Raw genomic sequence first — 21,361 nt, 5'->3', positions numbered from 1 at the left:
CGTACCTACGGCCCTGGTTGGGCCGTGCAGAGGATTCACCTCCTGTTGGGGGGAGTCCCCATCCCCCCAAAGTGAAACTTCGGGCCCAACAAGGAGAGCAGGGAACTCAGATGGCGGAGCTCACGATCCGGCCGGAGGAGATCCGGGACGCGCTGGAGAACTTCGTCCAGTCGTACAAGCCGGACGCGGCCTCGCGCGAGGAGGTCGGTACGGTCACCCTGGCCGGCGACGGCATCGCGAAGGTCGAGGGCCTGCCCTCGGCCATGGCCAACGAGCTGCTGAAGTTCGAGGACGGCACCCTCGGCCTCGCCCTCAACCTCGAGGAGCGTGAGATCGGTGCGATCGTCCTCGGTGAGTTCAGCGGCATCGAGGAGGGCCAGTCGGTCACCCGTACCGGCGAGGTTCTGTCCGTCCCGGTCGGCGAGGGCTACCTCGGCCGAGTGGTCGACCCGCTCGGCAACCCGATCGACGGCCTCGGCGAGATCGAGACCGAGGGCCGCCGCGCCCTCGAGCTGCAGGCCCCCACGGTCATGCAGCGCAAGTCGGTGCACGAGCCGATGGAGACCGGCTACAAGGCCGTCGACGCCATGACCCCGATCGGCCGTGGTCAGCGCCAGCTGATCATCGGTGACCGCCAGACCGGCAAGACCGCGCTGGCCGTCGACACGATCATCAACCAGCGCGACAACTGGCGCTCCGGCGACCCGAAGAAGCAGGTCCGCTGCATCTACGTCGCCATCGGCCAGAAGGGCTCCACCATCGCGTCGGTCCGCCGCGCGCTGGAGGAGAACGGCGCCCTGGAGTACACGACCATCGTCGCCGCCCCGGCGTCCGACCCGGCCGGCTTCAAGTACCTGGCGCCCTACACCGGTTCCGCCATCGGCCAGCACTGGATGTACCAGGGCAAGCACGTCCTGATCGTCTTCGACGACCTGTCGAAGCAGGCCGACGCCTACCGTGCCGTGTCGCTGCTGCTGCGCCGTCCGCCGGGCCGTGAGGCCTACCCGGGCGACGTCTTCTACCTGCACTCCCGCCTGCTGGAGCGCTGCGCCAAGCTCTCCGACGATATGGGCGCCGGCTCGATGACCGGTCTGCCGATCGTCGAGACCAAGGCCAACGACGTCTCGGCGTTCATCCCGACCAACGTCATCTCCATCACCGACGGCCAGTGCTTCCTGGAGTCGGACCTGTTCAACGCCGGTCAGCGTCCCGCGCTGAACGTCGGTATCTCCGTCTCCCGAGTCGGTGGTTCCGCGCAGCACAAGGCGATGAAGCAGGTCTCCGGCCGTCTGCGTGTGGACCTCGCCCAGTTCCGTGAGCTGGAGGCGTTCGCCGCCTTCGGTTCCGACCTGGACGCGGCCTCCAAGGCCCAGCTGGAGCGCGGTCAGCGCATGGTCGAGCTGCTCAAGCAGGACCAGTACCAGCCGATGGCCACCGAGGACCAGGTCGTCTCCGTCTGGGCCGGCACCACCGGCAAGATGGACGACGTGCCGGTCGCCGACATCCGGCGCTTCGAGAAGGAGATGCTGGAGTACCTGCACCGCAAGGAGCAGGGCCTGATGACCTCCATCAAGGAGGGCGGCAAGATGTCGGACGACACCCTGCAGGCCGTTGCCGACGCCATCGCCGAGTTCAAGAAGCAGTTCGAGACGAGCGACGGCAAGCTGCTCGGTGAGGACGCTCCCGCCGCCCCGAAGGCGACCAGCGCCTCCAAGTGACGTAAGGAAGGGACCTGACTCATGGGAGCCCAGCTCCGGGTCTACAAGCGTCGCATCCGATCCGTCACCGCGACCAAGAAGATCACGAAGGCGATGGAGATGATCGCCGCCTCGCGCGTCGTCAAGGCGCAGCGCAAGGTGGCGGCCTCCACGCCGTACGCGCGGGAGCTCACCCGCGCGGTCACGGCGGTCGGTACCGGTTCGAACACCAAGCACCCGCTGACCACGGAGGCGGAGAACCCGACCCGTGCCGCGGTCCTGCTCCTCACGAGCGACCGCGGCCTGGCCGGCGCCTTCAACGCCAACGCCATCAAGACGGCGGAGCAGCTGACCGAGCGCCTGGAGCGCGAGGGCAAGCAGGTCGACACGTACATCGTCGGCCGGCGCGGTGTCGCCCACTACAACTTCCGTGAGCGCCAGATCGCGGAGTCGTTCACGGGCTTCACCGACGACCCCTCGTACGCGGACGCCAAGAAGGTCGCGGCTCCGCTGATCAAGGCCATCGAGAAGAGCACGGCGGACGGCGGCGTGGACGAGCTCCACATCGTCTACACCGAGTTCGTCTCGATGATGACGCAGACGGCGGTCGACTCCCGGATGCTTCCGCTGCGCCTCGACGAGGCCGCCGCGGAGGCCGCTCCGAAGGGCGAGATCCTGCCGCTGTACGACTTCGAGCCCTCGGCGGAGGACGTCCTCGACGCCCTGCTGCCGCGCTATGTGGAGAGCCGTGTGTACAACGCACTGCTCCAGTCGGCCGCTTCGAAGCACGCCGCCACGCGGCGCGCGATGAAGTCGGCCACCGACAACGCGGGCGAGCTCATCGAGACTCTCACCCGGCTTGCCAACCAGGCCCGCCAGGCCGAAATCACCCAGGAAATCAGCGAGATCGTCGGTGGCGCCAGTGCCCTGGCCGACGCGACCGCGGGGAGTGACCGATAAATGACCACCACTGTTGAGACCGCGACGGCTACGGGCCGCGTCGCCCGGGTCATCGGCCCGGTCGTCGACGTGGAGTTCCCCGTCGACGCGATGCCGGACATCTACCAGGCCCTCCACGTCGAGGTGTCCGACCCGGCCAAGGCCGGCGAGAAGAAGACGCTGACCCTGGAGGTCGCCCAGCACCTGGGTGACGGCCTGGTCCGCGCCATCTCCATGCAGCCCACCGACGGTCTGGTCCGCCAGGCCCCGGTGGTCGACACCGGCGCCCCGATCACCGTGCCGGTCGGCGACTTCACCAAGGGCAAGGTGTTCAACACCCTCGGTGCGGTGCTGAACACCGACGCCGACTACGACGGCGAGCGCTGGCCGATCCACCGCAAGGCGCCGAACTTCGACGAGCTCGAGTCGAAGACCGAGATGTTCGAGACCGGCGTCAAGGTCATCGACCTGCTGACCCCGTACGTCAAGGGCGGCAAGATCGGTCTGTTCGGCGGCGCCGGCGTCGGCAAGACGGTGCTCATCCAGGAGATGATCTACCGCGTCGCCAACAACCACGACGGTGTGTCCGTGTTCGCCGGTGTCGGTGAGCGCACCCGTGAGGGCAACGACCTCATCCAGGAGATGACCGAGTCCGGCGTCATCGACAAGACCGCGCTGGTCTTCGGTCAGATGGACGAGCCGCCGGGCACCCGTCTGCGCGTGGCCCTGGCCGGTCTGACCATGGCGGAGTACTTCCGCGATGTGCAGAAGCAGGACGTGCTGTTCTTCATCGACAACATCTTCCGCTTCACCCAGGCCGGTTCCGAGGTGTCGACCCTGCTCGGCCGCATGCCCTCCGCGGTGGGCTACCAGCCGAACCTGGCCGACGAGATGGGTGCTCTGCAGGAGCGCATCACCTCGACCCGCGGTCACTCGATCACCTCGATGCAGGCGATCTACGTCCCCGCGGACGACCTGACCGACCCGGCCCCGGCCACCACCTTCGCCCACCTGGACGCGACGACGGTTCTCTCCCGTCCGATCTCCGAGAAGGGCATCTACCCGGCCGTGGACCCGCTGGACTCCACGTCCCGGATCCTGGACCCGCGCTACATCTCGCAGGAGCACTACGACTGCGCCATGCGCGTCAAGAACATCCTGCAGAAGTACAAGGACCTCCAGGACATCATCGCGATCCTCGGTATCGACGAGCTGGGCGAGGAGGACAAGCTCGTCGTCCACCGTGCCCGTCGCGTGGAGCGCTTCCTGTCCCAGAACACCCACGTCGCCAAGCAGTTCACCGGCGTGGACGGTTCGGACGTGCCGCTGGACGAGTCGATCGCCGCGTTCAACGCGATCTGCGACGGTGAGTACGACCACTTCCCGGAGCAGGCGTTCTTCATGTGCGGTGGCATCGAGGACCTGAAGAAGAACGCGAAGGAGCTGGGCGTCTCCTGAGCACCGAGCTCACCGTGAACCTGTGAGGTTCACACCCGAGGGGGCGGGCGCGTCCCGCCCCCTCGGTCACGCCCCTTAGACTTGTAACCAACACCCGGCAGTCCCGCCGGGTGGTGACCCGAGGAGCCACCTTGGCTGCTGAGCTGCACGTCGCGCTGGTCGCGGCCGACCGAGAGGTCTGGTCCGGCGAGGCCACCCTGGTCGTCGCGCGCACCACGTCCGGCGACATCGGCGTCATGCCCGGTCACCAGCCGCTGCTCGGTGTGCTGGAGCCGGGCCCGGTGACCATCCGTACGAGTGACGGTGGGACGGTCGTCGCCGCGGTGCACGGCGGTTTCATCTCGTTCGCGGACAACAAGCTGTCGCTGCTGGCCGAGATCGCCGAGCTGGCGGAAGAGATCGACATCCAGCGCGCGGAGCAGGAGCTGGCCCGTGCGAAGGCGGAGGACGACGCGGAGGCCGAGCGCCGCGCGGCCGCCCGACTGCGCGCGGCTTCGGCGGCGCGCTGACACCGCGAGGTGTCATGACGTAACTCAGCCGCGGTCGGCACCGGAGTGATCCGGAGCCGGCCGCGGCTGAGGCAGATATGGATGATTTTTACGTTCCGTAACCTAGGCAGACGAGGAGGTCGGTGTCGATGATCCTCGCTCTGACTGTGTGCGGAATCGTCGTGGCCCTCGTGGTGGTGGGCCTCTTCGTCTTCGGGCTGCGCCGCCGGCTCATCCAGCGTTCGGGCGGCACCTTCGACTGCAGCCTGCGCTGGAACGCCCCCGAGGCGGGCGACGGCACCGGCAAGGGCTGGGCCTATGGCGTGGCCCGCTACAACGGCGACCGGGTCGAATGGTTCCGGGTCTTCTCCTACGCCCCTCGCCCGCGCCGCATCCTGGAGCGCTCCGCGATCGAGGTGGCCGGCCGCCGGCTCCCGGAGGGCGAGGAGGAGCTGGCGCTGCTGTCGGACGCAGTGATCCTCGCCTGCCTGCATCGCGGCACCCGGCTCGAACTGGCGATGAGCGAGGACGCGCTGACCGGATTCCTCGCGTGGCTCGAGGCAGCCCCGCCCGGTCAGCGGGTGAACGTGGCGTAGCCGCGTTTCACGCTCCCCCGGACGAAGTCTGGGGGAGCGTCAACGTTGCTCAAGGAGCCTTTGAGCTCCCCTTCAGTGCTCTACTTCAGTCCGCTGTCGATGGCGCTCACCAGCTCTCCGTTCGCGCTGTCTCCGCTGAACTCCCAGAAGAACGCCCCGCCCAGGCCCTGGTTCTTGGCCCAGGACATCTTGCCGTTGATGGTGGACGGGGTGTCGTAGGACCACCAGTTGCTGCCGCAGTGGGCGTAGGCCGTGCCGCCGACCGTGCCGGTGGCGGGGCAGCTGTTCCTGAGGACCTTGTAGTCCTCGATGCCCGCCTCGTAGGTGCCGGTCGCCGGGCCGGTGGCGGTGCCGCCGGGGGCGGACTGGGTGACGCCGGTCCAGCCGCGGCCGTAGAAGCCGATGCCGAGCAGCAGCTTGCTCGACGGGACGCCCTTGCCCTTGAGCTTGGCGATGGCGGCGGCGGAGTTGAAGCCCTCCTTCGGGATGCCGTTGTACGACGTCAGCGGCGAGTGGGGGGCGGTCGGGCCGGTCCGGTCCCAGGCGCCGAAGTAGTCGTACGTCATCACGTTGTACCAGTCGAGGTACTGCGCCGCACCGCCGTAGTCGGCGGCGTCGATCTTGCCGCCGGCGGAGGCGTCGGCCGTGATCGCGGCGGTGACCAGGTAGTCCTTGCCGAACTCGGCACGCAGTGCCTGCATGAGGTTCTTGAAGGCGGCCGGTCCGCTGCTGTCACAGGTCAGACCGCAGGCGTTCGGGTACTCCCAGTCGATGTCGATGCCGTCGAAGACGTCGGCCCAGCGCGGGTCCTCCACGACGGCCTTGCAGGACTTGGCGAACGCGGCCGGGTTCTGCGCGGCCTGGCCGAAGCCGCCGGAGTAGGTCCAGCCGCCGAAGGAGTACAGCACCTTGATGTGCGGGTACTTGGCCTTCAGCTGGCGCAGCTGGTTGAAGTTGCCGCGCAGCGGCTGGTCCCAGGTGTCGGCCTTGCCGCTGACCGACTGGTCGGCGGTGTAGGCCTTCTCGTAGGCGGCGAAGGTGTCGTCGACGGTGCACTGACCGTTCTTGACGTTGCCGAAGGCGTAGTTGATGTGGGTGATCTTCGACGCGGAGCCGGAGGTCACCAGGTTCTTGACGTGGTAGTTGCGGCCGTAGACGCCCCACTCGACGAAGTAGCCGAGCTTGACCTTGTCGCCGGGCGGCGGGGGCTCCTCGGTCTCACCGGTGGTGCGCACCCGCACCGAGCCGCTGACCGGGCCGGTCTGGTCGGCGGTGTCCCGGGCCTGCACCGAGTAGGAGTAGTCGGTGCCCTTGCTGAGCCCGGTGTCGGTGTACGAGGTGGTGGTCACCGTGGCGACCTTGGCGCCGTCGCGCAGGACGTCGTAGTTCTTGATGCCCTTGTCGTCGGTGGCCGGTGTCCAGGAGAGCTTCACCGAGCTGTCGGTGATGTCCGAGGCGGTGGGGGTGCCGGGCGCCGAGGGGGCCTCGTCGCCGGGTACCGGACCGCCGTCGCAGCTGCCGCCGTTGAGCGTGCAGTTGCTGGGGGAGCCGGAGCCGGTGCCGTTGAAGCCGAAGCTGACGGACGCCCCGGGGGCGAGGGTGCCGTTCCAGCCGGTGTTTTTCGCGGTCCAGTGGTTGCCGGAGCTGGTGACGGTGGCGTCCCAGGCGGAGGTGACCTTGGTGCCGGAGGGGAAGTCCCACTCGACGGTCCAGGAGTTGATGGTCGTGGTGCCGGTGTTCTTCACCGTCCACTTGCCCTCGAAGCCGGTGCCCCAGTCCTGGGTCTTGACGTAGGTGGCGGTGGCGGAGGCCGCGGCCTGAGCGGGGCTCGCGAGTGCCACGAGACCGGAGAGGGGAAGGGCCAGTGTCGCGATCGCCGCTGCGACTCTTCGTCTGAAGCGCATCGTGCGCCTCCTTTATGGGGAGTGTGGTGGGGGCATGACTGAGCCTTCACGCCCGCAGTGCCGCGAGAATAGAAAGGTCTGGACCAGCGGTCAATAGGTCTGGACCACTAGGCTCGCGGCCCGCTTCAGATCCCCAACTCCTGCGCCAGCACCGCCGCTTGCACCCGGCTGCGCAGCCCCAGCTTGTTCAGCAGACGGCTGACGTGCGTCTTCACCGTCGCCTCCGCCATGTCCAGACGCTCCGCCACATCCGCCCGGATGACCGAGAGCGCCTCGCGGGAGGTCCGCTCGTCCTCCAGGGACAGCGCGGCCGTGGAGTGGATGGCGATGGCGGAGAGGTGGTTGGCGACCAGGTCGTGCAACTCCCGGGCCATCCGGGCGCGTTCCGCGGTCACCGCCTGGGTGCGGTCCATCTCGGCGAGCAGCGCGGTCTGCTCGGCGCGCAGCAGCGCCGCGTCCGCCGCCTCGCGGTGGTTGCGCACGATGAGGCCGGTGGAGGCGGGGGCGAAGGAGACGATGCCGGTGCCTACCCCGATCAGCAGCGCCTCGGGCACCCGCCACACCGCGTACGGCACCACCGTGCCGACGACGGTGAGCAGGCCCGTGATCACCGGGATCCGGCGGGCGGAGGAGGGCGGGCCGTACAGGACTGCGGCGTACATCAGGTCCGTGTACATCATGATCGTGGCGAGGCTGCCCTGGGTGAGGAGATCCCCGGCCAGCGCGAGGGTGCCGACGGCCAGCCCGGTGCGCGGCGCCGACCGGCGCAGCAGCTCGCAGCACGCGGTCACCACGAGGGGCAGGAGAATCGGCCAGCGCCCGTCGAAGATCACCAGCGGGTCGTGGGCCGGCCGGATGCCCAGCCCGATGCCCCACAGCACCAGCCCGCCCAGCAGCCCGCCGAGCGCGGCCCAGACGTCGAAGCGGTGCGGACGGGGGAGACGTACGGCGGCCATGGGCACCATCCAACACGCTGCGCGCACCCGGCGCCTGATGCCCCGGGACGGTACGGGACTGCATCTTTCGATGTACCGCGAGTTCATCGCGGGCGACGACGCATCCGGGCGCGACCACCGGGAGCCTGAAAGGGTGACCGAGAGGAGCGAACCGTGATCGTCGCCCTGATCGCCGCCTGCGAGATCGGCTTCTGGGTGCTGCTGGCCGCGGGACTGGCCTGCCGCTACCTGCTGAAGATGCCGCGCACCGGCCTGGCGCTGCTGCTGTGCGAGCCGCTGCTGGAGGTCGTGCTGCTGATCGTCACCGCGATCGACCTGAAGAACGGCGCCGAACCGGACTGGACGCACGGGCTGGCCGCGCTCTACATCGGCTACACCGTGGGCCACGGCCACCGCACCGTGAAGTGGCTGGACGGCCACGCGGCGCACCGCCTCCAGGGCCGCCCGCTGGTCAGGCCCCCGCGCTACGGCATGGCCCGGGCGCGGCACGAGGGCAGGGTGTGGCTGGGCACGCTGGTCGGCGCCGTGGTCGCGACGGTGCTGCTCCAGGCCGCGATCTGGTACGTCGACGACCCGAGCCGGGTCACCTCGCTGGAGGACTGGCGCTTCGGCGCCTGGCGGGCGGCCGGCATCCACGGACTGGTCGCGCTGTCGTACTTCGTCTGGCCGAGGAAGGCCCCGGCGGACGCCGGTCCGGTCACCGCGAGCACGAGCACGGAGAAGAACGCCGAACGGGAGGGAGCACACCGGTGACACGGGCAGCGAAGGACATCACGGAGGGCGTCATCACCTTCGCCGTCGGCCTGGTGCTGAAGCTGACCACCGAAGACGTCGAGGTCCCGGTGTGCACGCTCACCAAGGTCGGGGCGGTGATGATGTGCGTCGGCGGAGCACTGCTGCTGTGGGGCCTGATCCAGCAGGCCCGCCCCGCCCGCTGGCGACCATTTCCGGCTAGCGCTCCCCGCCCGGCACCCACAGCACGTCGCCGGTCTCCTTGTTGGCGATGCGGGCCAGGATGAACAGCAGGTCGGAGAGACGGTTGAGGTAGGTGGCGGTGAGCGGGTTCATGGTCTCGCCGTGGACCTCCATCGCCGCCCAGGTGGAGCGCTCGGCCCGCCGCACCACCGTGCAGGCCTGGTGCAGCAGGGCCGCGCCCGGGGTGCCGCCCGGCAGGATGAAGGAGCGCAGCTTCTCCAGCCGCTCGTTGAAGCGGTCGCAGTCCGCCTCCAGCCGGTCGATGTAGAACTGCTCCACCCTGAGCGGCGGGTACTCCGGGTTCTCCACGACCGGGGTGGACAGGTCCGCGCCCACATCGAACAGGTCGTTCTGGACGCGGGTGAGTACCTGCACCACCTCGTCCTCGAGCCCGCCCAGCGCGATCGCCGTGCCGATCACCGCGTTCGCCTCGTTGGCGTCGGCGTACGCGGCGATCCGCAGATCGGTCTTGGCGACCCGGCTCATGTCACCGAGCGCGGTGGTGCCCTTGTCGCCGGTGCGGGTGTAGATACGCGTCAGATTGACCATGCGGCCAGCCTAGTTGTGCCCGGCTGTCCGGGACACTCCGTACGCCGTCCGGGGCGCCCATCGGGCCGGGGCGGTGTGATGTCCGTCATGTGAGACGTGACGCGCGTTACTAACCCGCCACATGGCGACTCACGGGCGCTAGTGTCCGCCCGAGAGAACAACGACAGCGCGTATCAGGGGAGTCGCACAGTGGCACGCAAGCTCGCCGTCATCGGAGCCGGTCTCATGGGATCCGGTATCGCCCAGGTCTCCGCTCAGGCGGGCTGGGACGTCGTTCTGCGCGACGTCACCGACGAGGCGCTCACGCGGGGCACCGACGGCATCAAGGCGTCGTACGACAAGTTCGTGAGCAAGGGCAAGTTGCAGGCGCAGGACGCCGAGGCCGCCCTCGCCCGGATCACCCCCACGACCGACCTGGACGCCTGCGCGGACGCCGATGTCGTGGTCGAGGCCGTGTTCGAGAAGCTCGAGGTCAAGCACGAGATCTTCCGCACCCTCGACAAGCTGGTCCGCGAGGACACCGTGCTCGCCTCCAACACCTCCGCCATCCCGATCACCAAGATCGCGGCCGTGACGGAGCACCCGGAGCGCGTCGTCGGCACGCACTTCTTCTCGCCGGTGCCGATGATGCAGCTGTGCGAGCTGGTCCGCGGCTACAAGACCAGCGACGAAACGCTGGCCAGGGCGCGGGAGTTCGCCGAGTCCGTCGGCAAGACCTGCATCGTCGTCAACCGTGACGTCGCCGGCTTCGTCACCACCCGCCTCATCTGCGCCCTCGTCGTCGAGGCCGCGAAGCTGTACGAGTCGGGCGTCGCCAGCGCCGAGGACATCGACCTCGCCTGCAAGCTGGGCTTCGGCCACGCCATGGGCCCGCTGGCCACCGCCGACCTGACCGGCGTGGACATCCTGCTGCACGCGACCAGCAACATCTACACCGAGTCCCAGGACGAGAAGTTCGCCGCCCCCGAGCTGATGCGCCGGATGGTTGATGCCGGTGACATCGGCCGCAAGAGCGGGCAGGGCTTCTACAAGCACTGACACCGCTTCACCCCGGCGTGGCATCACCCGCCGGGGTGAATTCGGTATCGGTTCGCTCACAGCCAGCAACCTCGGCGGCCCTCGCGCAGTCAGACCTTGCATCACCGGCTGTACAAAAACGAACAACGATCAACGACGCATCACTCGGAGCACGAGAACGCAGGCCACGGGGAGCGCATATGCACATCAGGGGCGACCACGCCGAGCTGGTCGTCGGGGGCCGCCTCGACGTCCGCAGCGCGGCGGACGCCCGCACGGTCCTGCACTCGGCCGTCGACGACGGAGTCGGCGACCTGGTGCTGGATCTGTCCGAACTGGACTCCTGGGACGCCACCGGGCTCGGGGTGATCATGGGGGCCCACCGGCGGGCCGGCCGCTGCGGCCGGCGTCTGGTGCTGCGCGGCGTGCCGCCGCAGATGCAGCGCCTGCTGGTGGCCACCCGGCTGCACCGGATCCTGGCGATCGAGGGGGGCATCGGGGTGGACAGCCTGCCCCGGGTGTGAGGTCCCGCGGTGAGCCGTCCGGCTGACGGTCCGCTGCGAAAGGTCCGCCGCGACCGGTCCACGGGATCGGTCCGCCGCGACCGGTCCACGGCGACAGATCCGCGGCGCTCGGTCCGCCGCGATCGGTTCACGGCGACCGGTTCACGGCGATCGGACCGTCACGGGTCGGTCCGGCGCGGGCGGTCCGTACAATCCTCACGAGACTGTGACGTCTCGGGCGGCGCGGTACCCCGGACTGTCGTAGATACTGAGCAAAGGTTTAGGGTTCGGCTGCCCGCTGCCTTGCAACCCTCGAGCGGGCCCGGACCAGAAGCGACAGCGCGGTGTGCACAGCAAGGCCGGGAGGGGCTTTGGGTCCTGTCCGTGGGACTCGGGCACACGACGCTTTTGGGGGGCTAGGTACCTATGGACCCGAACACTCCGGGACCCGAGGAGTACGGCCGGCACGGTGACGGTGACGCACCGCGCCAGCGTCCGCCCCGGGACTCCCTCACATCCGACTTCTCACCGCACGCGCCCGCACTCGCCCGCACGGTGCAGCTGGTCTCCGGTGACTTCCTGCTCACCGTCAACCCCGTCGACGGCAGCGAGATAGAACCCTGCCCGCCGGCCGAACGGCCCGCCCGGCCCGTGAAGCTCGACGCGGCCGAGCGCGCCGAGGTGGAACGCGCGGCCCGCCCGCCCGTCCCGCCCGGCCCCGCGCAGCCCACGCTGCCGCTGCTGGCCCGTCAGGAGACCCGCGAACAGCTGGTCCGGTTGCTCGCCCGCGGCCGCTCGGTGCGCCTCACCGGCCCCGCCGGCTCCGGCCGCACCCGGCTCCTCGACACCGTCGCCGAGGACTGCGCGGACCTCGCCCCCGACGGCGTCGTCCGCCTCAGCGGCCACCGGCGCACCGCCGACGACCTGCTCCACGACCTCTTCTACGCCGTCTACAACGCCCCGCTGTACCGGCCGGAGCGGGCGGAGCTGGTCGAGCACGTCCGCGAGATCGGCGCCGTCGTCGTCCTGGACGACCTCGAGTTCGGCGGGGAGAGCCTCGACGAACTGCTGCACGCCACCCCGGAGTGCGCCTTCCTGTTCGCCGCCACCCCGGACGTGCCCGCGCCCTCCGCCGACGCCGGCGTGGAGGAGGTCGCCCTCGAGGGCCTCGACCGCGCCGCCGGCCTCGACCTGCTGGAGCACGCCGTGGGGCGCCGGCTCACCGAGGACGAGGCCAACTGGGCCGGCGACCTGTGGTTCGAGTCCGAGGGGCTGCCGTTGCGCTTCGTCCAGGCCGGCGCCCTGCTGCGGCAGCGCGACCGGCTGCGCGCCGGGGCCGGCGCGGTCGACGAGTTCGGCGTCTTCGCCGACGCCCGCCCCGACGACCTGCCCTACGAGCCCGTCGACGGCGACGAGGTCCCGCTGCCCCCGCTGGGCGACGCGGCCGCGCCCGCGCCGCTGCTCGCCTCCCGGCTCAGCGCCTCCGCCCGTGCCACCCTGCGGTTCGCGGTGGCGCTCGGCGGCGAGGTGCCGCACCAGGCGCACCTGCCCGCCCTGGTGGGCGACACCCACGCGGACGCCGCGCTCGGCGAACTGGCCGCCTGCGGACTGGTCACCCCCGTCGGCTCCCACTACCGGCTGGCCGCCGGGGTGCTGACGCAGCTCGAGGCCGCCGGATACGCCGAGGGCCTGACCGCCCAGGCCCGCACGGCCGCCCAGCACTACGCCTGGTGGGCCGGGCACCCCTCGGTCACCCCCGAGCGGGTCTGCGCCGAGGCGGACGCGGTGCTCGCCGCGCTCACCGTCGTCGTCCCGCTCACCACCGCCACCGGTGACGGCGAGCAGCCCGTCGCCGTGCAGCTGGCCCGCACCGCCGCGCCCGCGTTCGCCGCGGGCCTGCACTGGAGCGCCTGGGAGCGCACGCTGCGGGCCGGTGCCGAGGCCGCACGGCTCGCCGGGGACGTGACCGAACAGGCCTACTTCCACCACGAGCTCGGCATCCTCGCGCTGTGCTGCGGGCAGCTCGACCGGTCGCGCGCCGAACTGGAGGCGTCCATCGGGCTGCGCGGCGCGCTCTCCGACAAGCGCGGCACGGTCGCCGGACGCCGGGCCCTCGCCCTGGTCGCCGACCGCTCCGGCACGCCGCTGGCGCTCGCGCCGACCGCGGGGGAGGAGGTGCCCGAGGCGCACGCCGAGGAGTCGGCCTCGCCGCCCCGCGGGGTGCCGACGGCCTTCCCGGAGCTGAAGCCGCCCGTCGACACCGCGCTGATCATCAACCGCTCCGCGTCCACGCCTCCGGCCGCCTCGACGCCCGAGCAGGGCGGCGGTCTGAAGAACCTGGCCCGGCGCAACCTGGTGGCGGCCGGCGCGGGCGCCCTGCTCGTCGCCGTGCTGGGCACCGTCGTCACCCTCGGCGCCACCTCGGACGGCGAGGCCGGCCGGCCCTCGGAGAACGTCGGCGTCAACCCCTCCGCCACCCAGGGCATCGACGACGGCAGCCTGGGCGCCGACCCGGCGGCCGGCGACGAGGGCGACACCGGCAAGGCCACCAGCCGGCCCTCCGACCCGGGCCCGGACGGCAAGCTGGGCACGGCCGACGACCCGACACCGACGGCCTCGAAGTCCGGCAAACCGTCCGAGGACGACAGCAAGGAGCCCGACGAGCCGACCAAGTCCCCGACGAAGTCGCCGTCGAAGTCGCCCACGTCCAAGCCGACGAAGACCAGCAAGCCGCCCACGTCCCAGTCGCCGGACCCGACCTCGCCGGACCCGGAGCCGACCGAGACCGAGCCTGACCCGACCGACACCCCGACCACGCCGCCCGAGGAGCCGTCCACCAGCGACTCGGCCAGTGGTCCCGCCTCGTCCTCCCCGGCGGATACGAGCAGTTCGGCCAGTGCCCCCCAGAGCGGCGAGGCGGGCACGCCCAGCGGTTCGGGCAGCGCCGGGACGGTCATCTGAGCCGGCCGCACGACAGGACAAAAGGGCCGGGTCCCCTGCGCGGGATCCGGCCCTCGCGTGTGTGCCGAAGTACCCTGGATCAGCCGCGGTAAGAGTCCTAGAACAGCCGCAGCTTGTCGTCCTCGATGCCGCGCAGGGCGTCGTAGTCGAGGATCTGGCAGCTGATGCCCCGGTCGGTGGCGAGCACCCGCGCCTGCGGCTTGATCTCCTGGGCGGCGAAGATGCCGCGCACCGGGGCGAGATGCGGATCGCGGTTCAACAGCTCGAGATAGCGGGTGAGTTGCTCCACACCGTCGATCTCACCGCGGCGCTTGATCTCCACCGCCACCGTCTGCCCCTCGGCGTCCCGGCACAGGATGTCGACCGGGCCGATGGCGGTCATGTACTCGCGGCGGATCAGGGTGTAGCCCTCGCCGAGTGTCTCGATCCGGTCGGCGAGCAGCTCCTGGAGGTGTGCTTCCACGCCGTCCTTGATCAGGCCGGGATCCACGCCCAGTTCGTGCGTGGAGTCGTGGAGGATCTCCTCCATGGTGATGATGAGTTTCTCACCCGCCTTGTTGACGACGGTCCACACGCCTTCCTGGTCGCCCGTGCCCTCCTTGAGGGTGCAGGGCGGCGACATCCAGTTCAGGGGCTTGTAGGCCCGGTCGTCGGCGTGGATGGAGACACTGCCGTCCGCCTTGATCAGGATCAGACGGGGTGCCGACGGCAGGTGCGCGGTGAGCCGTCCGGCGTAGTCCACGGAGCAGCGGGCAATGACGAGACGCATGGTCGGCAACGCTACTCGACCGCCCCGCCCCGACGCGATTCGCCCTCGCAACCCGCCCCGGCTCGGCCGGGCAGGCCGTCCGCGACCGGTGCCCGGGGCGTCCGCACCCGCCCCTCGAGGCCCCCTCTCACGCGCCTCACCAGGCGCTGCGACACGTCCTGAATCTCCTGGAAAACCCCTGTTCCACGATGGCCGATTACCTGCCCACTGGATGTTTGTCATCCGGGCAATGTCCTGGTGCGGGCACCTCCGGTTGCTTACGGTATTGAACGGGAGGTCGCGAGGTGTGTACGCAGCGTGTCCGATTACGCGAGCTCCCATATCTGTCAGGCAACCCCTGCTCGTCGGGGGTGCGAGAGGAGAACCCATGTCGCTCGACGTCTCACCGGCCCTACTCGAACAGGCCGAGCGAGGCGAGGTCGACGAAGCAGAATTCGTCGACTGCGTCCGGACCTCCCTGCCCTACGCGTGGGAGATGATCAGCTCCCTGGTGGCCCAGCTGAAGGTGGACGGCGGAGAGTTCGCCGACAACCAGACGCCCCCGCCGGACGAGCAGGCACGCGGTCAGCTGCTGCGTGCGCTCGCGAGTGACGCGATACGCGGCGCGCTGCAACGGCACTTCGGTGTTCGGCTGGCCTTCCAGAACTGCCACCGGGTGGCCGTGTTCCCGCTTGACTCCTCGGTCGACGAGACGCTGGCCCGCTTCACCTCGGTCCGCAGTCAGCTGCTGAACCAGTCGCCGGAGCTGCGCGACTGCTGACGCGCCCCATCGTCTGCTTGCCGCTCCGTACGCGGGAGGTGCAGTCAGTACCAGGGGCGGCAAGCCTCCATGGCACGTGATCCGCGCAGGCGGCCACGCTCGGTTCAGGCGAGCCGGGGCAGCACCTCGGCACCGAGGCGCCGTACGTTCTCCTCGGTCGCCGCGAGATCGCCGGATCCCTCGACGAGCAGCGCGAAACGACAGATGCCGGTCCGCTCGCTGGTCGCCGCCAGCCGGTCCGCACACAGCGCCGGGGTGCCCACCGGGTGCAGTCCGCAGAGCAGTTCGGTGTACGCCAGCGGATCGCGCATCTGCCGCGCCCGGCCGTCCACGGTGACATGGGCGCCCAGGCCCTGGCGCAGCCAGCCCGGCATCGCCTTCAGCAGCGCCTCCGCCGCGTCGGCCCGCCGGTCGGCGATCTGGCAGACACCGGCCGACACATGCGCGGCGCGGTGGACCTCCTCGGGGGACCGGCCGCTGGCGCGGGCGTGCCGCCGCCACAGGGCGACCATCTCGGCCTTCTCCTCGTCGCCCACGTGCATGCCGAGCAGCATCGGCAGCCCGCGCTCGGCGGCCAGCCGCACGCTGGACGGCGAGGTGCAGGCGACGACGACCTCGGGGCCGTCCGTCTCCGTGAGCGCCTCCGACGGGCGGGGAACGACGGGGACTTCACGGAACCGGTAGCGCTCGCCGTCGGCCGCCACGGACGGTTCGCGCAGCCAGCGCACCAGCAGATCGAGGGATTCGGGGAAACCCTTCTCGTACGCCTCGAGACCGGAGCCGAAGACCTCCAGGTCCACCCAGGGGCCGCCGCGCCCCACGCCCAGCGAGAAGCGGCCGCCGCTGGTGATGTGCAGCAGCGCGGCCTGCTCGCCGAGGGTCACGGGGTGGGTGGTGGGCAGCACGCTGACCGCCGTGCCGACCCTCAGCCGGCGGGTGCGGCCCAGCAGCAGGGCGGCCAGCGTGACCGCCGACGGGCAGGTGCCGTACGGCACGAAGTGGTGCTCGGCCAGCCAGACCGTGTCGAGCCCCGCCTCCTCGGCCACCTCGGCCGAGCGGACCGCGCGGTGCAGCGCCTCCCCCTCGCCCTGCCCGGGGAACTGGGCGGCCAACACGAAACTTCCAACGCGCATTGCTTTCCTGCTTCCTTGGCTCCGACGCGGAGCTCCCCCACACGGCATAACCGCCTGACACGTGCCGAGGACACGGCCGGGCGGAGGATTTGCCGATTGTCTGCAGAATCGGCCGCTCGGGAGCGGGTGCGGCGTCGCCGGACGGGGCCGTGTGACGACCGGAGCCGTACGCGTACCCCTGCGCGGGGCACGTAGGCTGGATGCGGCCCGTGCATCCTGTATAGCCCGTGAGGTGTCCTGTGTCCCCGCGTCGCAACCGACCGAAGGGATCCGGTTCGTCCGGCCGGAGCGCCGAGGACGACCGCTCCGGCCGCTACGGTGGCTGGCAGTCCACGGAGAGCTGGCAGGGCGAGGAGTGGACCGTACGGCACGTGGCGGGCGCCAGCGCGCGGGGCAAGGCCTACCGCTGCCCGGGCTGCGACCAGTTGATTCCGGCCGGTGTGCCGCACGTGGTGGCCTGGCCGGAGTTCTCCGGGGTGGACGAGCGCCGGCACTGGCACAAGTCCTGCTGGAACGCGAAGGACCGCCGCACCACGCGGGTGCAGCGGTCCCGTAACGCGCCGAGGTTCTGAAGCCCCCGCGGCCGGCGAGGAAGCCTCGCGGCCGGTGAGGAAGCCCCCGCGGCCGGCGCGGAGGCCCTCGCGGTCACCGCGGAAGCGGTCACCGCCGTGTGCTCACACGTCCCGCTTCTCCAGCAGGGCGAAGGCACCGGCCAGCGCGGCGGCCGTGATGGTCAGCATGATCCACACCGGGTCCCAGCCGGACGGGCCGGACTCGCTCAGGGAGTTGGCGTAGAAGACGCTCATCTGGTTCGGGATGGAGTACTCGAACAGCGCCTGCTGCACGTCCTTGAGCGACTCCGAGAACATGAACAGCGCGATCACCAGCGGGGCGAGCAGCGCACCGATCATGATGGTGATGGCCCCGGCGGAGTGCCGGATGATCGAGCCGACCGCGAGCGACAGCGTGCCGAGCAGGGCGAGGTAGAGCGAGACGCCGACGGTGCCCTTCAGCCACTCGCCGCCGGAGGGGTCCTTCGCCCCGTTGCCCTCGAGCATCGCCACGTGCAGCAAGCCGATGAGCGTGGCGGACACCAGGGTCACCACGAAGGCGACCAGGAAGAAGACGATCGCCTTCGCCGCGAGCACCCGGGCCCGTGAGGGGCAGGCGACCATGGTGGTGCGGATCATGCCGGTGCCGTACTCGGAGGCCGTGGTCAGCACGCCCAGCGTGATGAGGCACATGCTGCCGAGCAGCAGCCCGAAGAAGCCGAGCCCGAGCGGGCTCTCACCGCCGAGGTCGGCGTCCTGGCTGGAGACCACGAGACCGGTGAGCAGACCGATGCCGACGACGAGCAGCACGAACACCCCGAGCGTCCACATCGTGGAGCGCACCGACCGGATCTTCGTCCACTCGGAGGCGAGGGCGTGCCCGAGGTGCGTGCGCACCACCGGGATGGGTGAGGTGTAGCCGGGCTGGGCGGCCTGCCACTCGGGTGCGGTGTGCGGCATCGGGGGCTGGGGCGTGCTCATCGGGCGTCCTCGGGCTTGGTCAGGTCGGCGGCGGAGGGAGCGTTCCCGGGCGCCGCGGCGGGCGCGGCCGGGGCCTGCGGGGCCTGCGGGGCCTGCTGTCCGGGCTGCCCGGCGGGCTGGGCGTACGGATTGGCCTCAGGGGCGACGGCGGGGGCCTGGGGGGCCGCGTAGGGCTGCCCCTGCTGGGGCGGCGGCGGGGGATACCAGCCCGGCTGGCCCTGGCCCGGCACCGGCATCGGCGGCTGCGCGCCGGGCGGCAGCGGCTGCTGGAGGCCGGCCTTCTGGTCGGTGGTCGAGCGGTAGTCGACCGCGCCCTGCGTCATCCGCATGTACGCCTCCTCCAGCGAGGCCTGATGCGGCGACAGCTCCCACAGCCGTACGTCGTTGTCGTGGGCGATGTCGCTGATGCGCGGCAGCGGCAGTCCGGTCACCCGCAGCGCGCCGTCCTGCTCGGGCAGCACATGCCCGCCCGCCTCGGTGAGGGCGGCCGACAGCTTCTCCCGGGCCTGCGGCTCGGTGTCCGGGGTGCGCACCCGCGCGAAGCCGGCCGAGTTGGCGGCGATGAAGTCCTTCACGCTCATGTCGGCCAGCAGCTGCCCGCGGCCGATCACGATGAGGTGGTCGGCGGTCAGCGCCATCTCGCTCATCAGGTGCGAGGAGACGAAGACCGTGCGGCCCTCGGCCGCGAGGGACTTCATCAGATTGCGCACCCAGAGGATGCCCTCGGGGTCGAGGCCGTTGACCGGTTCGTCGAACAGCAGCACCTGCGGGTCGCCCAGCAGCGCGGCGGCGATGCCGAGCCGCTGGCCCATGCCGAGGGAGAACCCCTTGGACCGCTTCCCGGCCACCTGGTGCAGACCCACCACACCGAGCACCTCGTCCACCCGGCGGGCGGGGATGCCCGACAGCTGGGCGAGGCTCAGCAGGTGGTTGCGGGCGGACCGGCCGCCGTGCACCGCCTTGGCGTCCAGCAGCGCGCCGACCTGGCGGGGGGCGTTGGGCAGCTTGCGGTAGGGGTAGCCGCCGATCGTGACGTGCCCGGCCGTGGGGTTGTCCAGGCCGAGGATCATCCGCATCGTCGTCGACTTGCCGGAGCCGTTGGGGCCCAGGAAGCCGGTGACGGCACCGGGCCGCACCTGGAAGGAAAGGTTGTACACAGCGGTCTTGTCGCCGTACCGCTTGGTCAGGCCGACTGCCTCGATCATGCTCCGCACCCATCGCAAGGTTCAGGACAGCGGGGCACACGCCCCCGTAAGGGTTAGGAGGATATCCGGGCGCTGACGGTTCCGTTCAAGACGAGGCAAAAACCGCTCGCACGTGATCATTCACTGTGCGTCGCGCCGCTTCAGCAGCACATAGCCGCCGATGAGCGCGGCCAGCACCCACAGCGCCATGATCCCCAGCCCGCCCCAGGGCCCGTACGGGGTGTCGTCGCCGACCGGCGGGACCACCTGCATGATCTTGCTGCCCGCCTGGTCGGGCAGGAACTGGCCGATCTTCTTCGTGGCGTCCACGTTGCCGAGGATGTTGGAGATCAGGAAGAAGAACGGCATCAGGATGCCCAGCGACAGCATCGGCGAGCGCAGCATCGCGGCCACGCCCATCGAGAACATCGCGATCAGCGTCATGTAGAGGCCGCCGCCGATCACCGCCCGCAGCACCCCGTCGTCCCCGATCGAGGCCCGGTGCTCGCCGAGCATCGCCTGGCCGAGGAAGAACGCGGCGAAGCTGGTGGCCATGCCGACGACCAGGGCGAGCGCGGTGGCGACCGCGATCTTGCCGAACAGGAAGGTGCCGCGCTGCGGCACGGCCGCCAGCGAGACGCGGATCATGCCGGTGCTGTACTCGTTCGACACCACCAGCACACCGAACACGATCATCGCCAGCTGACCGAGGCTCATCCCGGCGAAGCTGATGAAGGTGGGATCGAAGGAGAGCCGGTCCCGGGTGCTCATGTTGTCGAACTCGGACTTCGACAGCGCCGAGATCAGCATGCCGAGCGCGATGGTGACCACCGCCGCCAGGGACAGCGTCCACACCGTGGACGCCACCGACCGGATCTTGGTCCATTCGGACCGGACGACCTGCGTTGCCGCCATGCTCAGCTCAGCCCTTCTTCCAGCCCTCGCCCCACTGCTGCGGGGCGGACGGCGCGTCGGAGTGCGCGTGGTACTCCACCGACTCCGCGGTCAACTGCATGAACGCCTCCTCCAGGGAGGCCTGCTGGGGACTCAGCTCGTGCAGCACCAGCTGGTGCCGGGCCGCCAGCTCCCCGATGTACTCGGCCTTGCAGCCGTCCACCTCCAGCGCACCGTCCCCGCGGTCCTGGGCGGTGATCCCGGCCTGGTGCAGCACGTCGAGCAGCTTCTCCCGCTGCGGGCTGCGCACCCGGACGTAGGAGCGTGAGTTGCGGGCGATGAACTCGGCCATCGAGGTGTCGGCGAGCAGCCGGCCCTGGCCGATGACCACGAGATGGTCCGCGGTCAGCGCCATCTCGCTCATCAGATGGGAGGAGACGAAGACCGTACGCCCCTGCGCGGCGAGCGACTTCATCAGCGTACGGATCCAGTGGATGCCCTCGGGGTCGAGGCCGTTGACCGGCTCGTCGAACATCAGGATCCGCGGGTCGCCCAGCAGCGCGGCGGCGATGCCGAGCCGCTGGCCCATGCCGAGGGAGAACCCCTTGGCCTTCTTCTTCGCCACCGCGGTCAGGCCCACCGTGTCCAGCACCTCGTGCACCCGCTGCTTCGGGATGCCGTTGCTCTGTGCGAGGCAGAGCAGATGGTTGAAGGCGGTGCGCCCGCCGTGCACCGCCTTGGCGTCCAGCAGCGCGCCGATGTACTTCAGCGGGTCCTTCAGCTGGTCGTAGTGCTTGCCGTCGATCCGCACATCGCCCGCGGTGGGCCGGTCCAGGCCCAGCATCATCCGCATCGTGGTCGACTTGCCCGCTCCGTTGGGGCCGAGAAAGCCCGTGACGATGCCCGGCCTGACGGTGAAGGTCAGATTGTTCACCGCGATCTTCTCGCCGTACCGCTTGGTCAGCCCCTCGAGCTCGATCATGACGCCCACGCTAGAGGGCGACGAAGCCCTCTGCCACCTCAGTGGCAGAGGGCTTCGCACTTTT

General features: G+C 70.3%; 20 protein-coding genes and 1 pseudogene. 12 read left to right on the top strand and 9 right to left on the bottom strand.

Going from position 1 to position 21,361, the window contains the following annotated elements; genetic code table 11:
* Nucleotides 1-110: 110 nt before the first annotated feature.
* The 5 genes from atpA to ABD198_RS13450 all read left to right on the top strand — a co-directional run bounded on the left by atpA (nucleotide 111) and on the right by ABD198_RS13450 (nucleotide 5,178).
* On the top strand, nucleotides 111-1,718 hold the full coding sequence (gene atpA, locus ABD198_RS13470; RefSeq protein ID WP_167997659.1) for a F0F1 ATP synthase subunit alpha: 1,608 nt from the start codon (nucleotides 111-113) through the stop codon (nucleotides 1,716-1,718).
* Between the two features lie 21 nt (nucleotides 1,719-1,739).
* Nucleotides 1,740-2,657 (top strand): F0F1 ATP synthase subunit gamma, encoded by a 918-nt coding sequence (locus ABD198_RS13465; protein ID WP_344000733.1) that lies wholly within the window; start codon nucleotides 1,740-1,742, stop codon nucleotides 2,655-2,657.
* Nucleotides 2,658-4,094, top strand: a complete 1,437-nt coding sequence (gene atpD / locus ABD198_RS13460; RefSeq protein ID WP_344000731.1) for a F0F1 ATP synthase subunit beta — start codon at nucleotides 2,658-2,660, stop codon at nucleotides 4,092-4,094.
* A gap of 131 nt (nucleotides 4,095-4,225) precedes the next feature.
* On the top strand, nucleotides 4,226-4,603 hold the full coding sequence (locus tag ABD198_RS13455) for a F0F1 ATP synthase subunit epsilon (protein WP_344000729.1): 378 nt from the start codon (nucleotides 4,226-4,228) through the stop codon (nucleotides 4,601-4,603).
* Nucleotides 4,604-4,731: 128 nt separating this feature from the next.
* Nucleotides 4,732-5,178: a DUF2550 domain-containing protein gene (locus ABD198_RS13450; protein WP_344000727.1), complete on the top strand. Its 447-nt coding sequence runs from the start codon at nucleotides 4,732-4,734 to the stop codon at nucleotides 5,176-5,178.
* An 80-nt stretch (nucleotides 5,179-5,258) separates the two neighbouring features.
* On the opposite strand, the gene ABD198_RS13445 is transcribed toward ABD198_RS13450, so the two are convergent.
* Together ABD198_RS13445 and ABD198_RS13440 are read right to left on the bottom strand one after the other, a co-directional pair.
* Complete coding sequence (locus tag ABD198_RS13445; RefSeq protein WP_344000725.1) at nucleotides 5,259-7,082, bottom strand: glycosyl hydrolase family 18 protein; 1,824 nt, start codon at nucleotides 7,080-7,082, stop codon at nucleotides 5,259-5,261.
* A gap of 176 nt (nucleotides 7,083-7,258) precedes the next feature.
* Nucleotides 7,259-8,038, bottom strand: a pseudogene (locus ABD198_RS13440) (histidine kinase); the annotation flags it as partial.
* 153 nt (nucleotides 8,039-8,191) lie between these two features.
* Between ABD198_RS13440 and ABD198_RS13435 the strand changes: the two are divergent.
* Complete coding sequence (locus ABD198_RS13435) at nucleotides 8,192-8,791, top strand: hypothetical protein (protein ID WP_344000723.1); 600 nt, start codon at nucleotides 8,192-8,194, stop codon at nucleotides 8,789-8,791.
* On the top strand, nucleotides 8,788-9,057 hold the full coding sequence (locus tag ABD198_RS13430; RefSeq protein ID WP_344000721.1) for a DUF5708 family protein: 270 nt from the start codon (nucleotides 8,788-8,790) through the stop codon (nucleotides 9,055-9,057). The genes ABD198_RS13435 and ABD198_RS13430 overlap by 4 nt, the downstream gene beginning before the upstream one ends.
* Here the strand turns inward: ABD198_RS13430 and ABD198_RS13425 are convergent.
* Nucleotides 8,990-9,562 carry a cob(I)yrinic acid a,c-diamide adenosyltransferase gene (locus ABD198_RS13425; RefSeq protein WP_344000719.1) on the bottom strand — a complete coding sequence of 191 codons (573 nt, stop codon included), beginning with the start codon at nucleotides 9,560-9,562 and terminating at the stop codon, nucleotides 8,990-8,992. The genes ABD198_RS13430 and ABD198_RS13425 overlap by 68 nt on opposite strands.
* Nucleotides 9,563-9,751: 189 nt before the next feature.
* On the opposite strand from ABD198_RS13425, the gene ABD198_RS13420 reads away from it, so the two are divergent.
* The 3 genes from ABD198_RS13420 (at nucleotide 9,752) to ABD198_RS13410 (ending at nucleotide 14,043) form a co-directional block, all read left to right on the top strand.
* On the top strand, nucleotides 9,752-10,600 hold the full coding sequence (locus tag ABD198_RS13420) for a 3-hydroxyacyl-CoA dehydrogenase family protein (RefSeq protein WP_344000717.1): 849 nt from the start codon (nucleotides 9,752-9,754) through the stop codon (nucleotides 10,598-10,600).
* A 179-nt stretch (nucleotides 10,601-10,779) separates the two neighbouring features.
* Nucleotides 10,780-11,103 (top strand): STAS domain-containing protein, encoded by a 324-nt coding sequence (locus ABD198_RS13415; protein ID WP_167997647.1) that lies wholly within the window; start codon nucleotides 10,780-10,782, stop codon nucleotides 11,101-11,103.
* A 405-nt stretch (nucleotides 11,104-11,508) separates the two neighbouring features.
* On the top strand, nucleotides 11,509-14,043 hold the full coding sequence (locus tag ABD198_RS13410) for an ATP-binding protein (RefSeq protein WP_344000715.1): 2,535 nt from the start codon (nucleotides 11,509-11,511) through the stop codon (nucleotides 14,041-14,043).
* 97 nt (nucleotides 14,044-14,140) lie between these two features.
* Here the strand turns inward: ABD198_RS13410 and nucS are convergent, their stop codons facing one another.
* Entirely contained in the window at nucleotides 14,141-14,812 is a 672-nt protein-coding gene (gene nucS / locus ABD198_RS13405; RefSeq protein ID WP_344000713.1) for an endonuclease NucS, read from the bottom strand.
* Nucleotides 14,813-15,179: 367 nt separating this feature from the next.
* Here nucS and ABD198_RS13400 point away from each other — a divergent pair, with 367 nt between their 5' ends.
* Nucleotides 15,180-15,572: an SCO5389 family protein gene (locus ABD198_RS13400; RefSeq protein WP_167997644.1), complete on the top strand. Its 393-nt coding sequence runs from the start codon at nucleotides 15,180-15,182 to the stop codon at nucleotides 15,570-15,572.
* 104 nt (nucleotides 15,573-15,676) lie between these two features.
* Here the strand turns inward: ABD198_RS13400 and ABD198_RS13395 are convergent, their stop codons facing one another.
* A complete protein-coding gene (locus tag ABD198_RS13395; RefSeq protein ID WP_344000712.1) occupies nucleotides 15,677-16,705 on the bottom strand; it encodes an LLM class flavin-dependent oxidoreductase in 1,029 nt (342 codons plus the stop codon).
* A gap of 239 nt (nucleotides 16,706-16,944) precedes the next feature.
* Here ABD198_RS13395 and ABD198_RS13390 point away from each other — a divergent pair, with 239 nt between their 5' ends.
* Nucleotides 16,945-17,277, top strand: a complete 333-nt coding sequence (locus tag ABD198_RS13390; protein ID WP_344000710.1) for an ATP/GTP-binding protein — start codon at nucleotides 16,945-16,947, stop codon at nucleotides 17,275-17,277.
* 102 nt (nucleotides 17,278-17,379) lie between these two features.
* Here ABD198_RS13390 and ABD198_RS13385 read toward each other — a convergent pair whose 3' ends face one another.
* The 4 genes from ABD198_RS13385 to ABD198_RS13370 all read right to left on the bottom strand — a co-directional run bounded on the left by ABD198_RS13385 (nucleotide 17,380) and on the right by ABD198_RS13370 (nucleotide 21,297).
* The gene (locus ABD198_RS13385) at nucleotides 17,380-18,237 is read right to left on the bottom strand and encodes an ABC transporter permease subunit (RefSeq protein ID WP_344000709.1); all 858 of its coding nucleotides are present in this window, start codon (nucleotides 18,235-18,237) and stop codon (nucleotides 17,380-17,382) included.
* Nucleotides 18,234-19,442, bottom strand: a complete 1,209-nt coding sequence (locus tag ABD198_RS13380) for an ABC transporter ATP-binding protein (protein WP_344000708.1) — start codon at nucleotides 19,440-19,442, stop codon at nucleotides 18,234-18,236. Before ABD198_RS13380 ends, ABD198_RS13385 begins: the two co-directional genes overlap by 4 nt.
* Before the next feature lie 120 nt (nucleotides 19,443-19,562).
* Nucleotides 19,563-20,336, bottom strand: coding sequence for an ABC transporter permease (locus ABD198_RS13375; protein ID WP_344000707.1), 774 nt, complete (start codon nucleotides 20,334-20,336; stop codon nucleotides 19,563-19,565).
* 7 nt (nucleotides 20,337-20,343) lie between these two features.
* Nucleotides 20,344-21,297, bottom strand: coding sequence for an ABC transporter ATP-binding protein (locus ABD198_RS13370; RefSeq protein ID WP_344000706.1), 954 nt, complete (start codon nucleotides 21,295-21,297; stop codon nucleotides 20,344-20,346).
* Nucleotides 21,298-21,361: the final 64 nt, after the last annotated feature.

This window comes from Streptomyces thermocarboxydovorans (assembly GCF_039524635.1).
GTDB classification, from domain to species: domain Bacteria; phylum Actinomycetota; class Actinomycetes; order Streptomycetales; family Streptomycetaceae; genus Streptomyces; species Streptomyces thermocarboxydovorans.
This window is presented reverse-complemented; position numbering and strand designations above follow the sequence as displayed.

Bases quoted from the DNA above. Each gene is read 5' to 3' on its own strand.
- atpA (WP_167997659.1), top strand. From the start codon at position 111: ATGGCGGAGCTCACGATCCGGCCGGAGGAGATCCGGGACGCGCTGGAG.
- nucS (WP_344000713.1), bottom strand. From the start codon at position 14,812: ATGCGTCTCGTCATTGCCCGCTGCTCCGTGGACTACGCCGGACGGCTC.
- ABD198_RS13410 (WP_344000715.1), top strand. From the start codon at position 11,509: ATGGACCCGAACACTCCGGGACCCGAGGAGTACGGCCGGCACGGTGAC.
- ABD198_RS13375 (WP_344000707.1), bottom strand. From the start codon at position 20,336: ATGGCGGCAACGCAGGTCGTCCGGTCCGAATGGACCAAGATCCGGTCG.
- ABD198_RS13380 (WP_344000708.1), bottom strand. From the start codon at position 19,442: ATGATCGAGGCAGTCGGCCTGACCAAGCGGTACGGCGACAAGACCGCT.
- ABD198_RS13465 (WP_344000733.1), top strand. From the start codon at position 1,740: ATGGGAGCCCAGCTCCGGGTCTACAAGCGTCGCATCCGATCCGTCACC.
- ABD198_RS13385 (WP_344000709.1), bottom strand. From the start codon at position 18,237: ATGAGCACGCCCCAGCCCCCGATGCCGCACACCGCACCCGAGTGGCAG.
- atpD (WP_344000731.1), top strand. From the start codon at position 2,658: ATGACCACCACTGTTGAGACCGCGACGGCTACGGGCCGCGTCGCCCGG.
- ABD198_RS13425 (WP_344000719.1), bottom strand. From the start codon at position 9,562: ATGGTCAATCTGACGCGTATCTACACCCGCACCGGCGACAAGGGCACC.
- ABD198_RS13450 (WP_344000727.1), top strand. From the start codon at position 4,732: ATGATCCTCGCTCTGACTGTGTGCGGAATCGTCGTGGCCCTCGTGGTG.
- ABD198_RS13445 (WP_344000725.1), bottom strand. From the start codon at position 7,082: ATGCGCTTCAGACGAAGAGTCGCAGCGGCGATCGCGACACTGGCCCTT.
- ABD198_RS13400 (WP_167997644.1), top strand. From the start codon at position 15,180: ATGTCGCTCGACGTCTCACCGGCCCTACTCGAACAGGCCGAGCGAGGC.
- ABD198_RS13395 (WP_344000712.1), bottom strand. From the start codon at position 16,705: ATGCGCGTTGGAAGTTTCGTGTTGGCCGCCCAGTTCCCCGGGCAGGGC.
- ABD198_RS13370 (WP_344000706.1), bottom strand. From the start codon at position 21,297: ATGATCGAGCTCGAGGGGCTGACCAAGCGGTACGGCGAGAAGATCGCG.
- ABD198_RS13415 (WP_167997647.1), top strand. From the start codon at position 10,780: ATGCACATCAGGGGCGACCACGCCGAGCTGGTCGTCGGGGGCCGCCTC.